This is a genomic window from Nocardioides mangrovicus, assembly GCF_003674065.1.
Classification (GTDB): domain Bacteria; phylum Actinomycetota; class Actinomycetes; order Propionibacteriales; family Nocardioidaceae; genus Marmoricola; species Marmoricola mangrovicus.
This window is the reverse complement of record NZ_RDBE01000006.1, coordinates 510,281-525,639: the sequence shown is the minus strand read 5'-3', so window position 1 is coordinate 525,639 and position 15,359 is coordinate 510,281. Positions and strand designations below refer to the sequence as shown.

Genomic DNA, 15,359 nt, shown 5'->3' with positions numbered 1-15,359 from the left:
GCACACGAGCCGCCGGCTCAGGCCGCGCCGGGCTCCGGGGCGTTGGTCTTGGGGTACTTCTTCACGAAGTCCTGCACCACGCTGCCGCTGGGGCGGGCGCAGTACTGCCACACGCCCTTCTGGTCGTCGGGGCCGGTCCAGTGGGTCAGCGCGACGTGCTTGCCGGCGGGGAACGAGTGGTTGCCGTCCTTGGCCTTGATGTACGGCGCGACCATGAAGTAGCTGTCCAGGCCGAGCTTGGTGGCCATCGCCTGCATCGCCTTGTAGTCGGCCGATCCCTGCTTCACGGTGTCGTCGTACCAGAGGATCGTGTGGCCGTGCTCGAGGCTGTGGACGAGCCGCTCGATCTCGGGGACGTCCTGGCGGGAGTAGAAGGTCTTGATCTCCGAGCCGCTGAGGTAGTTGCCCCAGTGCTTGCCGTACGCCGGGGGAGCGGTCGCGTAGTCGATGACGGTCGGCGGGGTGACGTGCTGGCCGCTGCCGCTGGCGTCCTCGGTCTTGGGCGAGGAGCACGACGCGGCGGAGGCGGCGACGCCCATCTTCGCCAGCGGCTTGCCGGCGATGCGCTCGTCCTCCTGGTGCTGCTTGACCAGCTTCACCGCCACGACGGAGAGCAGCGCGACGACGACGACGCCGCACACCCCGAGGACTCCCCAGGTGCGCAGCCGTTCCTTGCGCTGCTGCTCACGACGCATCGCCTCGATGCGTGCCTTGCGGTCAACGTTCTTCTGCTTGGCCACGGGTCTCTTTCTGACGGGCTCCGGGACGGGCGAAGTCTACGGACCCCTCCCAGCCGTACGCGTGCGCCACCACGGCGGCCAGCGGGGAGCCCGCCTCCAGCCCGAGATCGGCGAGCACCTCGGCGAGCTCGCCGGCTGAGGCGCGGCGTCCGAACGAGGTCGACTGGCGGCGCGCCACCGCGGCGACGACGGCCTCGCGGGCGCCGAGACCGAACATGTCCTCGCTCGCGGGGCGCACGAGCATCCGCGCCCCGGGGCCGTGGTCGCCGGCGGCCAGCACCCGCTGCGCGAGACCCCGGACGACGCTGAGCGGACGCCCGGAGGTCTTGCCGGCCACCAGCTCGGCGGCCGCGGCGATCTCGTCGACGACGGCGGGGGCGGTGACGGCGAGCGGGTTGCCGTAGCCGTCGGTGCGACCGGCGTGGTCGTCCAGCGGCAGCAGCCCGGCGGCGCCGATGGCCAGGTCGGTCTGCCCCAGCCGCCAGGCCCGGCCGGCGGTGTCGGTGACGATCACGGCCACGTTGCGCCCGGTGCGGGCGAGCAGCCCCTCGCGCACGGAGCGGGCGCTGGCGTCGGGGTCGCGGGGGAGCAGCAGCACGGTGCCCGGCTCGACGTTGGAGGCGTCGACGCCGCCGGCGGCCATCACCAGGCCCAGGTGGTTCTCCACGATGCGCACCGGCCCGCGGCGGGCGACCTCGCGCACCGTCTCGTCGGCGATCACGTCCTCGCGCGGCCGGGTGGAGGTGCGGCCCTCGGCCTTGCTGAGGATCTTGCTGGTGAGCACGACGACGTCGCCGTCGGCCAGGTCGGGCACCGCGCCGACGACCAGCGCGACCAGGTCGTCACCCTCGCGGACCTCGCCGACGCCCTCGGGCGCCCAGCAGCTGATCACGGCAGGACGAGCTCGAGCGCCGCCTGCACCATGTCGGCCGTCGCGTCATGGTCGGTCATCATCAGTGGCACGGCCGCCGCGGCGATCCCGGCGCTGTGCAGGGGGTCCAGCGCGTCGGCGTCGACGGTGTCGACCAGCCAGCCGTCCAGCACCCCGTCGGCCTTGCGGGCGCCGTAGTGGAGCCCGACGCCGGCGGCCGAGACCTCCACCCCGCGCACCCCGAGCAGCTGCCGGGCCATGCCGCGCACGTGGTCGCCGCCGACGATGCCCGAGACGCCCACCACCGGCGCCGAGGTGGTGCGCACGGCGTCGCGGATGCCGGGCACGTCGAGGATCGGGGCGATCGAGACCACCGGGTTGGAGGGCGGCAGCAGCACCAGGTCGGTCTCGAGCAGCGCCTCGAGGACCCCCGGGGCGGGCTTGGCGTCGGGCAGCCCGATGACGACGACCTCGTGGGCGGGCACCTCGGCGCGGTGGCGGATCCAGTACTCCTGGAAGTGCACGGCGCGACGCTCCCCGCCGTCGGGGTCGGTGATGACGATGTGGGTCTCGGTGCGGTCGTCGGTCATCGGCAGCAGCCGCAGCCCGTCGCCGAGGACGGGGGAGAGCCAGCGCCGGCACAGCGCCTCGGTGACCGCGGAGAGCGGGTAGCCGGCGTCGAGCATCTGGGTGCGCACCAGGTGGGTGGCGATGTCGCGGTCGCCGAGTCCGAACCAGGTCGGCTCCACCCCGTAGGCCGCCAGCTCCTCCTTGGCGTGCCAGGTCTCACCCGTGCGCCCCCAGCCGCGCTCGGGGTCGATCCCGTCGCCGAGGGTGTACATCACGGTGTCGAGATCGGGGCAGACCTTGAGGCCGTGGATCCAGATGTCGTCGCCGGTGTTGGCCACCACGGTGACCTCGGTGGCGCTCCCGGAGCGCTCCCGCAGCCGCAGGACACCCTGCAGGAAGCGGGCCCCGCCGACCCCGCCGGAGAGGACGGTGACGCGGCGCGGCAGCTGTTTCAGCGACATTTCGGACCTTCCCGCACGGCTGGACCGCCCGGTCGCCCGCTTGACACCGCGAAGCGACAGGCATGTAATCACACCACTGTGGTTCGACTCGTCAACGACGCGGCGTGCGAATCGAGGAACCATTCAACAACGGCGCTCCCACGGGGTAGCCGAGGGGTCGAAGGGGCGTACCAGTGAGAGAGCTCTACCTGCTCGCCGACGACGACGGCGAGGACAACGGTTGGCAGGAGCGCGCCTTGTGCGCCCAGACCGACCCGGAGGCGTTCTTCCCCGAGAAGGGCGGCTCCACGCGGGAGGCCAAGCGGGTCTGCCTGACCTGCGACGTGCGCGATGAGTGCCTGGAGTACGCGCTCGGCAACGACGAGCGGTTCGGCATCTGGGGTGGTCTGTCCGAGCGCGAGCGCCGCAAGCTGAAGAAGCGCGCGGTCTGATCGATCTCGATTCGGGGGGCCGCCCGGGGTCCCCCTAGGGTGGCCGCCGTGCCCGTCTCCGTCCTGCTCGTCAGCCACAACGGCGAGCGCTGGCTCCCGGCCGTGCTGGCCGGTGTGGAGCAGCAGACGCACCCGATCGACCACCGGGTCGCGATCGACACGGGGTCTCGCGACGGGTCGGTCACCGCCCTGCGGACCAGCGGCTGGGACGTCGAGCAGCTCGGCGCCGCGACGCCGTGGGCCGAGAGCGTCCGCGCGGGCCTGGCGCGTATCCCCGCCCCGCCGCCGAGCGACCCGCACCCGGGCTGGGTCTGGATCCTGCACGACGACAGCGCCCCCGCCCCCGACGCGCTGGCGCTGCTGCTCGAGGCCGCCCACCGCCACCCCGACGTGGCCGTCCTCGGCCCCAAGCTGCGCGAGTGGCCCTCGCTGCGACGGCTCCTGGAGATGGGGGTCACCATCTCCGGCACCGGCCGCCGCGAGACCGGCCTGGAGCGCGGCGAGTACGACCAGGGCCAGCACGACCGGCGACGGGTGGTGCTGGCGGTCAACACCGCCGGGATGCTGGTGCGACGCGACGTGCTCGAGCACCTCGGCTTCGACCGCTCGCTGCCCGTCTACGGCAACGACCTGGACTTCGGCTGGCGGGCCGCCCGCGCCGGGTACTCCACGATGGTCGTGCCCGAGGCGGTCTGCTTCCACGTCGAGGCCGCCCACCGCGGGCAGCGCGCCTCGCGGCTGGCCGAGCTGCATCACCGCCAGGAGCGCGCGGGCGCGATCTACACGCTGCTGGCCAACGGCACCGGACGCGGCTGGGCGCTGCAGTCGCTACGGCTGGGCGTGCTCGGCCTGCTGCGCGCCCTCGGCTTCCTGCTGATCCGGGCGCCGCTGGAGGCCTGGGACGAGCTGGTCGCCCTCGGCTCCACGGTCTTCGCCCCTCGCCGCATCGCCGCCGCCCGCCGCGCCCGCCAGCGCACGGCCGTCGTCGGGCACAGCGAGGTGCGCCACCTGCTCGCCCCGCCCTGGCTGCCGCTGCGGCACCTGCTCGACAACGTCGGCGACTTCTTCTCCGCCCTGGTCGACCTGGGGCGCGAGTCGGTGGGCGGGCGCACCGTCCGCACGGCCCACCAGGTCGACGTCGACGACGTCGAGTCCTCCCAGGAGCCCGGGCTGGTCGCCCTGGTGCTGCGCAGCCCGCGCACCTGGCTCATCGTCGGCGGCTTCGTGCTGGCCCTGGTGGCCGCTCGCGACCTGCTGCACGGCGGCCCGCTGCACGGCGGTGCGCTCCCGGCGGCGCCCGCGGGCACCGGCCACTGGTGGTCGGCGTGGTGGTCGGCCCACCACGACCTCGGCACCGGCTCGTCGGCGCCGGCACCCGGCTACGTGCTCGTGCTGGCCGTGCTCGGGGTGCTGACCCTGGGTCATGCCGGCGCCGTCATCTGGGTGCTGTTCGTCCTCGGCGTGCCGCTCACCGCCCTCTCGGCGCTGCGGTTCTTCCGCCGCGTCACCGACGGCTGGGCCGCGGCGTTCGTCGGCGCCACCGCGTACGCGCTCGCGCCCGTCGTCGCCGGGGCCTACGCCCAGGGCCGGCTGGGCACGGTCGTCGGCGGGCTGCTGCTGCCGTGGGCGGCCACCTCGGCGCTCGGCCTGGCGCGCCCCGAGCGCGAGCGTCGCTGGCGGGCGGTCTGGCGTACGGCGGTCGGCCTGGCGCTGACCTGCGCTTTCGCGCCCACGGCCTGGCTGGTGGCGCTGCTGGTCGCGGTCGTGCTGATCGTGCGGCGACCGGGCTGGTGGGCGGGCCCCGTGGTCGTGCTCGTGGCCCCCGTCGCGCTGCTCCTGCCCTGGGCCGCCGGAGCGCTGCAGCACCCCGGGTCCCTCCTGCTCGAGGCCGGCGTGGCCGGCGCGCTGCCGGCCTCGGAGGACGCGCTGCGGCTGCTGCTGGGCCGCCCCGGCGGGCCCGGAGCGGCGCCGTGGTGGCTGGGCGCGGGCCTGCTGGTGGCCGCGCTCCTCGCCGGTCTGCGCGAGCAGCGCCATGGCCGGGTGGCCGTGGCCTGGGGCGTCGCCGCAGCCGGCGCCCTGGTGGCGGCCCTGACGGCCACGGTGAGCGTGCGGCTTCCCGGGCTGACGTCGGCGGTCCACCCCTGGACGGGCTTCGGGCTGCTGGTGCTCCAGGCCGGGCTCGTCGGCGCCGTGGTGGTGGCCGGCGACGGACTGCTGACCGAGGTCCGTGCCGGCGGGTGGCGCCGGCCGGCCGGGCTGCTGGGCGGGGTCCTGGCCGCGTTCAGCGTGGTGGGCGGCCTCGCCTGGTGGGCCGTCGCCGGCATCTCCGGCCCGCTGGAGCGCGGACCGGTGGCGGGACCGCCGGCCTACATGAGCGACCTGTCCGCTACCCACGACGCCAGCGGTGTGCTGCAGCTGCGAGGCGGCCGGGCCCAGGGCGTGCGCTACGAGGTGCTGCGCGACGGCCCGCTGCCCGTCGGCGACGACGCCATCGCGGCCCTCACCGCGCCCGACCCGGCGCTGCGGGGCGTCCTGCGCCGGCTGCTGGCCGACCCGCAGCCGGCCGACGCGCGCAGCCTCGCGGCCTACGGCGTGGCCTACGTGTACGCGCGGGCGCCGGTGAGCCGTCGCGTCTCGGCGGCCTTCGACGCGGCCCCCGGGTTCTCCCGCGCGAGCGGCGCCACCCGCCACGACGCCTCCTGGCGTCTGCAGGACACGCCCACCCTGAGCGCCACCGACCACGACGGCCAGCCGTTCCACCTCGTGCTGGTGGTGCTGCAGGGGTTGGCCATCGTCGCGGCGATCGTGCTCACCATGCCGTCGAGGCGGGTGCGCCGATGAGGCTGCGTCCGCTGGCCTGGCTGGTCGCCGCCGTGGTGGTGACCGCCCTGGCCACCCTGTTCGCCGGGCAGGCCCGGCCGACGTCGACCCCGCACCTGCGCGGACAGTCCATCGTCACGCCCCAGGTACGACAGCTGGTGTGTCCCTCCTCCGCCGACGCCGACACGCTCAGCCACGTGGGCCTGCTGCCGGGCACGCCCAGCGGGGGCTCGGTGGTGGCGGGCGAGCGACCGCTGGCCGTGCAGGCCGGGCAGGTGGCCGAGATCGGCACGCCCGGCCGCTCGCCGCTGAGCGTCGTGGCCCGCAACCAGTCCACCCGCGGCATCTTCGGCAGCCGCGAGCAGACCGGCGGCACCTACGCCCACGGCGTGAGCCGCTGCAGCTCGCCGCGGGCGTCGTGGTGGTTCAGCGGCGCCGGCGCCTCGCCCGCGCACTACTCCACCGTCGAGCTGGTCAACCCGCGACCGGGCGCGGCTGTCGTCGACGTGTCCGTCTGGGGACCCGACGGCGTCGTGCAGGGCGCCGGTCTGCGCGGCATCACCGTCCGTCCCGGCGGCACCAAGGAGGTCGCGCTCGCCGACGCGGCCCCCGCTGAAGGCAACCTGGTGGTCCACGTGCAGGCCTCCCGCGGCCTGGTGGTGGCCGACCTGGCCGACCACACCCTCGACGTACTCGACCCCAAGGCGCAGCCCACCACCGAGTGGATCCCCGACCTGCTCGCCCCCGCCCGTCACCTGGTGCTCTCCGGGCTGCCGCCGCCCGACGCCCAGGACGCCCCCACCGACGCCGCCTCGCTGCCCTCGGCGCTGCGGCCGGGCGGGTCGCTGGTGCTGTTCAACCCCGGCAGCTCGGCGGTGGTGGCCCGGGTGCGGCTCAGCGGCGAGGACGGCACCTCCGATCCCACCGGCGCCGGGCCGACGTCGGTGCCGGCAGGAGCGGCCGTCACCGTGCCGCTGGGCGACCAGGTCAAGAACGCCGGGACGGCTCTGATCGTCGACGCCGGCGGGCCGATCACGGCCGGCTACCTCGTGCCCGGCAAGACCGACCTCTTCCACGCCGTGCCCGGGGTCCACTGGGAGGGACCCGCCGCCGCGGCGCTGCCGTCGGCGGGCCGGCGCACGCTGGTGGTGACCGCCGACCGGCGTGCCGGTCGCGTGGCCATCTCCGAGCTCGCCGCCGACGGCAGCCGGCTGAGCCGTCGCTACCTCTCGGTCCCGGCGCGCAGCACCCTCGCCACGCCGATCAGCGCCCGCGCGGTCTCGGTCGTGGTCTCCTCGCGCGGGCAGGTGGTCGGCTCGGTGCAGATCGCCGACGGCACCGCCTACGCCGCGCTCCCGCTCAGTCCGGTGCTCGCGGCGCTGCGCGTGCCCGAGGTCCGGCCAATGTCGTAGGCCGTGCCTAGTCCTCGTCGTCGGGGTAGTCCGGGTGCAGCTCGTGGGGAGCGATGCCGGTCAGCTCGGAGACCTGCTCGACGATGACGGCCAGCACCACCGCGGCCAGGTCGGCGCGGGACTCCGCGCGGTGCTCGATCGGGCGCCGGAACAGCACGATCCGCGCCGGGTCGGGACCCCGCGGGGCGACCTGGGAGCCCAGCGGCACGCGCGAGGAGGACCAGTCCGGCGGCAGCACCGGGATCTCCTCCACCGCCAGGTCCAGCGGCGGCAGGCTGCCGTCGTAGCGCTCCTCGAGGTCCTCCAGCACGGCCAGGGCCAAGGCGTCGAACGCCTCCCCGCGGGTGCGGTCGCGGGGGACGCCGTCCGGTGCCAGCGGCGTGGGCAGCAGGTCGGGACCCCGCCGGCCGCGTCCGTGACGGTCCCTGCCGATTCCTCGCACGACCAGCGAGCCTAGGCGCCGCCGGGCCCGCGCCGGGGTAGCGTCCCCGTCCGTGACCGTGCACCGCCTGGACCGCCGGTGCTCGCGCACCGCGTGCGGCCACCCGGCGGTCTCGACCCTGACCTACAACTACGCCGACTCCACGGCGGTGCTCGGGCCGTTGGCCACCTATGCCGAGCCGCACGCCTACGACCTGTGCGAGGCGCACAGCGAGCGGCTCTCCGCGCCCCGCGGCTGGGAGGTCATCCGGCTGGCCCCCGACCCGGCCGCCGCCGGGCCCAGCAGCGACGACCTGCTGGCGCTGGCCGACCTGGTGCGCGAGGCCGGCCGGCCGGTGCGACCGCCGGAGCCCGACGGCGGCACCCGCGAGGTGGGACGTCGCGGACACCTGCGCGTCCTGCGCGACGCGGACGCCTGACAGACTCCTCGCATGACCACGCTGGACCCGGACAACCTCCGAGCCCTGTTCAAGGCCTACGACGTGCGCGGCACGGTGCCCGACCAGCTCGACGAGGACCTCGCCCGCGCCGTGGGCCGCGCCTTCGCCGCCGTCACCGGCGCCCGCGAGGTCGTGGTGGGACACGACATGCGGCCCTCCTCGCCCGGCATGGCCGCGGCGTTCGCCGAGGGCGCCAACGCGGTGGGCACCTCGGTGGTGCTGATCGGGCTGTGCTCCACCGACGGCCTCTACTTCGCCTCGGGCCACCTGGGGGTGCCAGGTGCGATGTTCACCGCCAGCCACAACCCCGCGCAGTACAACGGCATCAAGATGTGCCGCGCGAACGCGGTGCCGATCGGGCTGGAGACCGGCCTGGCCGAGATCCGCGACCGGGTGGCCGCCGACGACGTCCCCGACAACGCCCCGCCCGGCGAGACCACCGAGCAGGACCTGCTCGGCGCCTACGCCGACCACCTGCTCTCGCTCGCACCGGTCTCCGGGCGCCGGCTGAAGGTCGTCGTCGACGCCGGCAACGGCATGGCCGGGCTCACCGCGCCGGAGGTGCTCGGCCGGCTCGACCTCGACGTGGTGCCGATGTACTACGAGCTCGACGGCTCGTTCCCGAACCACGAGGCGAACCCGATCGACGCCGCCAACCTGGTGGACCTGCAGGCCAAGGTCCGCGAGACCGGGGCCGACATCGGGCTGGCCTTCGACGGCGACGCCGACCGCTGCTTCCTGGTCGACGAGCGCGGCGAGCTCGTCGACCCCTCGGTGCTGACCGGGCTGATCGCGGCCCGCGAGCTGGCCAAGTCGCCCGGCTCGGCGGTGATCCACAACCTCATCACCTCCCGCGCCGTGCCCGAGATCGTCACCGAGCTCGGTGGCACCCCGGTGCGTACGCGGGTGGGGCACTCCTTCATCAAGGCGACGATGGCCGAGACCGACGCCGTCTTCGGCGGCGAGCACTCCGGCCACTTCTACTTCCGGGACTTCTGGCGTGCCGACTCCGGGATGCTGGCCGCGCTGCACGCCCTCTCGGCGCTCGCCGGGACCGACCAGCCGCTCTCGGCGCTGCTCGCGCCCTACGCGCGCTACGTGGCGTCGGGGGAGATCAACTCCACCGTCCCCGACGCGCAGGCGGTGATGGCCCGGATCGAGCAGGAGTGGTCCGACGCCGAGGTCGACTTCCTCGACGGCATGACGGTGAGCTTCCCCGGCGGCTTCTTCAACGTGCGACCCTCGAACACCGAGCCGCTGCTGCGGCTCAACGTCGAGGGTCGCGACGAGGCCACGATGACCGAGGTCCGCGACCGGGTGCTGGCGACCATCAGGAGAGAACAGTGAACCTCGACCCGCAGCTGCTGGAGATCGTCGTCTGCCCCCACTGCCGTGGCGCGCTGCGCGTCGACGAGGCCGCCACCGAGCTGGTGTGCACCGACCCCGGCGGCGACTGCGGCTACGCCTACCCCGTCCACACCGACCCGCAGGGCGACATCCCGATCCTGCTGGTCGACGAGGCGCGCAAGCCGGCCTGAGAGATGTTCGACGACAGCCTGCTCGACGACGAGTCCGCGCTGCGTCGCGCCGACCTGCGGCTGCGTCACCTGGCCGAGGCCGGCTCGCGCGTGCGCCGCGAGGCGGTGGCCGCCGCGGAGGCGGTCTCGGTGGGCGCGGAGCGGCTCGGCGGGGCCCGCCCCCGCGCGGTCATCGCCGCCGGTCCGGACTCCCGGCTGCTGCGCGCCGTGCTGGAGCCGTGGTGCCCGGTGCCCTTCGTGGCCTGGCCCGCGCCCCGGCTGCCCGGCTGGGCCGGCAGCCTCGACCTGGTGGTGGTGCTGGCCCCCGACGGCAACGACCCCGAGACCGCCTCCGGCGTCGCCGAGGCGGTGCGCCGCGGCTGCTCACTGGTGGTGGCCTGCCCGGCCTCCTCGCTGGTCGCCGAGCACGCCGCCGGCCGCGACACCACGGTGCTGCCCGTGGTCACCGGCGACCAGCTGGCCACGGCCGTGGTGGCGCTGGAGCTGCTGCACCGTCTCGAGCTGGCCCCGCTCACCAGCGGCGACGCGGTGGCCGACGCGCTCGACGAGGTCGCCGTGGCCTGCTCGCCCTTCCGCGACCTGGCCGTCAACCCGGCCAAGGCGCTGGCCAGCGCCATCGCCGACACCACCCCGCTGGTGTGGGGCGGCACCGTGCTCGCGGCCCGCGCCGCGCGCCGCGTGGCCGAGGCCGTCCGCCGGGCCACGGGTCGCACGGCCGTCTCCGGCGACGTCGAGCAGATGCTGCCGCTGCTCGAGCAGGCCCAGCCCGCCGACGTCTTCGCCGACCCCTTCGCCGACGAGTCCTCCTCGGCCCCGCGTCCCTCGCTCGTCGTGCTCGACGACGGTGCCGACGACCCCGCGGTGAGCGCCAACCGGCAGCGCCTGGTCGAGGTCGCCGACTCCCGGGGCGTCCGCGTCGAGGTCGTCACCAGCGAGGTCGAGGGCGAGGTCGGCCGCTACGCCGCCCTGCTGGGGACCGGCCAGTACGCCGCCGCGTACCTCGACGTGGGCCTCGTCGGCTGAACCGGTCCACTGAAGGGCCGGTCCACCGAAAAGGAGGCGCGCCCGGTCGGACCCGCCGCCTACGGTGGGCGCCGCCATGTCCACCCTGACCTCGATCCGCGCCGACGACGCGAACCGCGCCGACGACACGAACCGCGCCGACGACACGAACCGCACCGTGGACCAGCGCCGGCTGCGGGGGCCGCTGACCTCGCTCGCGCTGGCTGCCTCGGGGCTGGGGGCGGTGGGGGAGGTCCTGGGCACCGTCGTCGCCGGCCGGCTGGCGGCCGGGCCCACGCAGCGACTGGTGCTGGTGCTGGCGCTGTGCGTCGTGGGCGGTGCGCTGCTGGATGCGCTGGGACGCGTCGTGTGGGCCGGCGTGGTCGACCGGGCGGAGGGCCGGCTGCGCGACGACCTGCTGTCCGCGGCGCTCGGCCAGCCGCTCGCCGTCATCTCCGAGCAGGCGGTGGGGGAGGTCCTCGACCGGGTCGACGACGACACCCACGAGGTCGGCACGCTGATGCGGCGCCAGGCCTGGGAGGCGCTGCGGACCGCGTTCAGCATCCTGCCGATGTGGATCGTCGCGGGCCTGACCTGGTGGCCGGCCTGGGTGCTGTTCCCGCTGGCGGGCGTGGCCACCTTGCGGCTGGTCCGGCCGTTGCTGGGCCAGGTGTCGCGGCTGAAGGTCCTCGAGGAGATCGCCTGGACCGATCACGCCGCCTCGCTCGAGGAGGCCGTCAACGCACGCGACGACCTGCGCACCAGTCTGGGCCGCCCCTACGCCGTCCGCCGCCTGGCCGAGCTGTCCGCGGAGGTGCACCGCCGCTTCTACCGCGTGCTGCTGGTCGAGTCGCGGATGACGCGGCGGGCCGGGCTGCTGCTCCACGGCATGCTGGCCGCGGTCGGCGTCGCCGGCGTGGCGCTCGCCGTCGGCGGCGACCTCTCGGTGGCGCGGCTGGTGACGCTCTTCCTGGTCACCACCACCTTCGTCGGCCAGATCGACCGGCTCGCCCACCACCTGCCCGACCTGCAGGCCGGCATGGGCGCGCTGGTGCGGCTGCGCCAGATGCTCACCGCGGAGCCCGAGCCCGTCGGCGGGCTGCCCGCGCCGACGGGCGACGTCGGCGTCGAGTTCCGCGACCTGCACTTCGCCTACCCCGAGGGCGGGTTCGCGCTGCACGACGTCGCGCTGCGGGTGCCGGCCGGGGAGACGCTCGCGCTGGTGGGTCGCAGCGGCTCGGGCAAGTCCACCCTGGCGTCGTTGGTCTCGCGCGCCGTGGACCCCGAGGCCGGCACCGTGCTCGTCGGAGGAGTCGACGTCGTGGACCTCGACCTGTCCGGGCTGCGGGCCGCGGTCGGCGTCGTGACCCAGCGCACCGAGATCCTGGCCGCCACCCTGGCCGAGAACATCACGCTCTTCGCGTCGGTCGAGGCGAGCCAGGTGGTTGCCGCCGTGGCCGACCTCGGCCTCTCCGAGTGGGTGGCCGGCCTCCCCGAGGGCCTCGACACGCTGCTGGGCCCCGGGGGCACCACGCTCTCGGCGGGGGAGGAGCAGCTGGTCGCCTTCGCGCGGCTGCTGGTGCGCGACGTGCGGGTCGTGGTCCTCGACGAGGCCACCGCACGCATGGACCCGCTCACCGAGGCGCGCGTGGCCCGTGCCGCCGACCGGCTCCTGGCCGGCCGCACCGGACTGCTCGTCGCGCACCGGCTCTCCACCACCGGACGCGCCCACCGGGTCGCGGTCCTCGAGGGCGGCCGCGTCGTCCAGCACGGCGAGCGGGCGGCGATCGCTGCGGTCGACGGCCCGTTCCGGCGGCTGCTCCGCGACGCCCGCGACGAGCCCGCCGCGACCATCCCTGCCCCCGACGAGGGCACCTCGGCGGCAAAGATCGGCTCGCGGCGCCGCCAGGGCCCGGTCCCGGAGCGGCCGGAGCCGGGCACCGGCCCATCGCTGGCGCGAGGCGTCACGCACGCCCTGCTGGTGCGGCCGTGGTGGGGACTGCTCAGCATCGGGGTCTTCCTCGTCGTGGTGCTCACCGGCGCCACCGGGGCGATCACGGGGTGGGTCTGGGGACGCGTGGTCCAAGACGTCGACGGCGGTGGGCGTCCGGTGCTGCTCCTGGTGGCCCTGGTGGCCAGCCTGCTGGCCGCGCCGCCCGCGCTGACGGTGGCGCTGCGTCGATATCCGCGTTGGTGGGTGGAGGTGATGCTGCGCGCGCGCATGTCGGTGCTGCTCGGCCAGACCGACCAGCGACGGCTGCCGCCCACGCCCGCGGGGGAGGTCGTCGCGCGGGCGCTGGACGCCGACCGGTTCGCCCGCTACGGCGACCGCTGGATCGACGCCAGCAACGGTGTCGTGGTGGTCCTGGTCACCGCACTGGCTGCGGGCACGGTGGCCGCCGGTGGCGTCCTGCTGGCCGTGATGGTGCTGACCGCGGCGGCCTCGGCCGCCGGACGTCCCGTCGCCGGCCGCTCGGCCGCCGCCTCCTCGACCGCCCGCGCCGGGTTCGGCCGGGCGCTGGTCTCCGCCCTCGACTGCGCCCGCACCGTCAAGCTCGCGGCCGCGACGCGCGCGGTGCAGCAGCACCTGCGGCGCGTCGACGGCGGCCGCATCGAGGCCGCCATCCGCGAGCACCGGGTGCAGGCCGTGCTCGACGGCATGCCGGTGGTCCTGGTGCAGCTGGGGGTCGTGGTCGCCTGGGCGGTCTACGAGCTCGGCGGCTGGGACCTGGCCACCGCGATCCTGATCACCGCCGCCCTCTCGGGCTTCGCCTACTTCGGCCAGGTCGCCGGCGCGGTCATCACCGAGGCGCCCGGCGTGCGGTCCTGGCAGCGCGCCACGGCCCGGCTCGCCGGCGGGACCGACCTGATGGACCTCCCGGCCGGCGTCGACCTGGAGACCGGCGCGGCGCCCGCACCCGTCCCGTCCGCTGCCGAGCGCGAGCCGCTGCGCCGGCTGCGCCTGGTCGGCTTCTCCGCGGCGCACGAGGACGGCACCGTGGGCGTCGAGGACGTCGACCTCGAAGTGGCCACCGGTGAGCTGGTGCTGCTGCTGGGCCAGATCGGCTCGGGCAAGTCGAGCCTGCTCTCCGCCCTGGCCGGACTGGTCGAGCACCGGGGCCGGGTGCTGTGGAACGACACCCCGGTCACCGACGCCGAGAGGTTCCTGCGCCCCTCCCGGGTCGCTCACGTCGCGCAGGTGCCGCGGGTGCTCTCGGGCCGCATCGTCGACAACATCCGGCTCGACCACGACCGGCCGGTGGAGCAGGCCATCGAGGACGCCCGGCTGGGGGCGGACGTGCGCGAGGCTGGCGGCGCTGACGCACTGGTGGGCCACCGCGGCGTCCGGCTCTCGGGCGGGCAGGTGCAGCGGCTCGCCCTGGCCCGCGCCCTCGCCGCGGAGTCCGACCTCCTCCTCGCCGACGACGTGTCCAGCGCACTCGATGCGAGCACGGAGGTCGAGCTCTGGTCGGCGCTGCGAGCCCGCCGCTCGACGGTGCTCGGCGCCACCTCGAAGCGGGCCGCACTGGCCCAGGCCGACCGGGTCGTCGTCCTGGTCGAGGGACGGGTGGCCGCCGTCGGGCCGTGGTCGGACCTGGAGGGCGACTGGTCGCACCTCGTGGGGTGATCGGCGGGCCGTGCGGAGAGGGGCGGATAGGGTCTGGTCCCGTGTCGAGCGAGGGTGGGACCAAGGCGGTGCTGGCCGCGCTGCTGGCCAACGCCGGCATCGCGGTCACCAAGCTGCTGGCCTTCCTGCTCACCGGCGCCTCCTCGATGCTGGCCGAGGCGATCCACTCCGTGGCCGACTCGGGCAACCAGCTGCTGCTGCTGCGCGGCGGCAAGGCCGCCCGCAAGGACGCCGACGAGGAGCACCCCTTCGGCCACGGTGCCGAGCGCTACGTCTACGGCTTCTTGGTGGCGGTGGTGCTGTTCACCGTGGGCGGGTTGTTCGCGCTCTACGAGGCCTACCACAAGTTCCACGAGGTGCACGCCGCCCACGGTCACCCCGAGGACTCCATCCTCGACTCGCGCTGGTGGTGGGTGCCGATCCTGGTGCTGGTCGTCGCGATCGGCATGGAGGGCTTCTCCTTCCGCACCGCGATGCGCGAGAGCGCGAAGCTCAAGGGCTCGGCGTCCTACGTCACCTTCATCCGCCGCGCCAAGGAGCCCGAGCTGCCGGTGATCCTGCTCGAGGACACCGCCGCGCTGACCGGCCTGGTCTTCGCGCTGCTCGGGGTGGGGCTGAGCCTGATCACCGGCTCGGAGTACTGGGACGTCGCCGGCACCGCGCTGATCGGCCTGCTGCTGGTGGCGGTGGCGGTGGTGCTCGGGCTGGAGACCAAGAGCCTGCTGTTGGGCGAGGCCGCCTCGCCCGACGCCCAGCGCCGGATCCGCGCCGCGATCGAGGGCACCGAGGGCCTCGAGGGCGTGATCCACCTGCGCACGATGCACCTGGGTCCCGAGGAGCTGCTGGTGGCGGTCAAGGTCGCCGTGCCGGCCGCCGAGACCGCCGGCGACGTCGCCGCGGCCATCGACCGAGCCGAGGCGGCGGTGCGCAGCGCCGAACCCGCCGCGACCCGGATTTACGTCGAGCCGGACGTCCGCCGGTAGACTCGGGGCCGCGCCTCGCGCA

General features: G+C 75.2%; 13 protein-coding genes. 9 read left to right on the top strand and 4 right to left on the bottom strand.

Annotated elements, in window-relative coordinates; genetic code table 11:
* Positions 1-17: 17 nt before the first annotated feature.
* Genes D9V37_RS08485 through cofD form a run of 3 tightly spaced genes read right to left on the bottom strand, consistent with a single transcriptional unit; the run spans position 18 to position 2,642 of the window.
* Positions 18-740, bottom strand: a complete 723-nt coding sequence (locus tag D9V37_RS08485) for a DUF3105 domain-containing protein (RefSeq protein ID WP_121805672.1) — start codon at positions 738-740, stop codon at positions 18-20.
* Positions 718-1,632, bottom strand: a complete 915-nt coding sequence (cofE, locus tag D9V37_RS08480; RefSeq protein ID WP_121805671.1) for a coenzyme F420-0:L-glutamate ligase — start codon at positions 1,630-1,632, stop codon at positions 718-720. Before cofE ends, D9V37_RS08485 begins: the two co-directional genes overlap by 23 nt.
* Entirely contained in the window at positions 1,629-2,642 is a 1,014-nt protein-coding gene (gene cofD, locus D9V37_RS08475) for a 2-phospho-L-lactate transferase (RefSeq protein ID WP_121805670.1), read from the bottom strand. Before cofD ends, cofE begins: the two co-directional genes overlap by 4 nt.
* 173 nt (positions 2,643-2,815) lie before the next feature.
* On the opposite strand from cofD, the gene D9V37_RS08470 reads away from it, so the two are divergent.
* From D9V37_RS08470 to D9V37_RS08460, 3 genes are read left to right on the top strand one after another with little or no spacing between them, the layout of a single operon-like run.
* Positions 2,816-3,073 (top strand): WhiB family transcriptional regulator, encoded by a 258-nt coding sequence (locus D9V37_RS08470; protein WP_121805669.1) that lies wholly within the window; start codon positions 2,816-2,818, stop codon positions 3,071-3,073.
* Between the two features lie 48 nt (positions 3,074-3,121).
* On the top strand, positions 3,122-5,914 hold the full coding sequence (locus D9V37_RS08465; protein WP_147455899.1) for a glycosyltransferase: 2,793 nt from the start codon (positions 3,122-3,124) through the stop codon (positions 5,912-5,914).
* Positions 5,911-7,305, top strand: a complete 1,395-nt coding sequence (locus D9V37_RS08460) for a DUF5719 family protein (protein WP_121805667.1) — start codon at positions 5,911-5,913, stop codon at positions 7,303-7,305. The genes D9V37_RS08465 and D9V37_RS08460 overlap by 4 nt, the downstream gene beginning before the upstream one ends.
* A gap of 7 nt (positions 7,306-7,312) precedes the next feature.
* Here D9V37_RS08460 and D9V37_RS08455 read toward each other — a convergent pair whose 3' ends face one another.
* Positions 7,313-7,747 carry a metallopeptidase family protein gene (locus tag D9V37_RS08455; RefSeq protein ID WP_232524820.1) on the bottom strand — a complete coding sequence of 145 codons (435 nt, stop codon included), beginning with the start codon at positions 7,745-7,747 and terminating at the stop codon, positions 7,313-7,315.
* 52 nt (positions 7,748-7,799) lie between these two features.
* On the opposite strand from D9V37_RS08455, the gene D9V37_RS08450 reads away from it, so the two are divergent.
* The 6 genes from D9V37_RS08450 to D9V37_RS08425 all read left to right on the top strand — a co-directional run bounded on the left by D9V37_RS08450 (position 7,800) and on the right by D9V37_RS08425 (position 15,337).
* Positions 7,800-8,165 (top strand): DUF3499 domain-containing protein, encoded by a 366-nt coding sequence (locus tag D9V37_RS08450; RefSeq protein ID WP_232524819.1) that lies wholly within the window; start codon positions 7,800-7,802, stop codon positions 8,163-8,165.
* 12 nt (positions 8,166-8,177) lie between these two features.
* The gene (locus tag D9V37_RS08445; protein ID WP_121805666.1) at positions 8,178-9,533 is read left to right on the top strand and encodes a phosphomannomutase/phosphoglucomutase; all 1,356 of its coding nucleotides are present in this window, start codon (positions 8,178-8,180) and stop codon (positions 9,531-9,533) included.
* Entirely contained in the window at positions 9,530-9,724 is a 195-nt protein-coding gene (locus tag D9V37_RS08440) for a Trm112 family protein (RefSeq protein WP_121805665.1), read from the top strand. The genes D9V37_RS08445 and D9V37_RS08440 overlap by 4 nt, the downstream gene beginning before the upstream one ends.
* Positions 9,725-9,727: 3 nt before the next feature.
* Entirely contained in the window at positions 9,728-10,747 is a 1,020-nt protein-coding gene (locus D9V37_RS20875; RefSeq protein WP_121805664.1) for an SIS domain-containing protein, read from the top strand.
* Between the two features lie 76 nt (positions 10,748-10,823).
* Positions 10,824-14,354, top strand: coding sequence for an ATP-binding cassette domain-containing protein (locus D9V37_RS08430; RefSeq protein ID WP_121805904.1), 3,531 nt, complete (start codon positions 10,824-10,826; stop codon positions 14,352-14,354).
* A gap of 41 nt (positions 14,355-14,395) precedes the next feature.
* Positions 14,396-15,337 carry a cation diffusion facilitator family transporter gene (locus D9V37_RS08425; protein ID WP_121805663.1) on the top strand — a complete coding sequence of 314 codons (942 nt, stop codon included), beginning with the start codon at positions 14,396-14,398 and terminating at the stop codon, positions 15,335-15,337.
* Positions 15,338-15,359 lie beyond the last annotated feature (22 nt).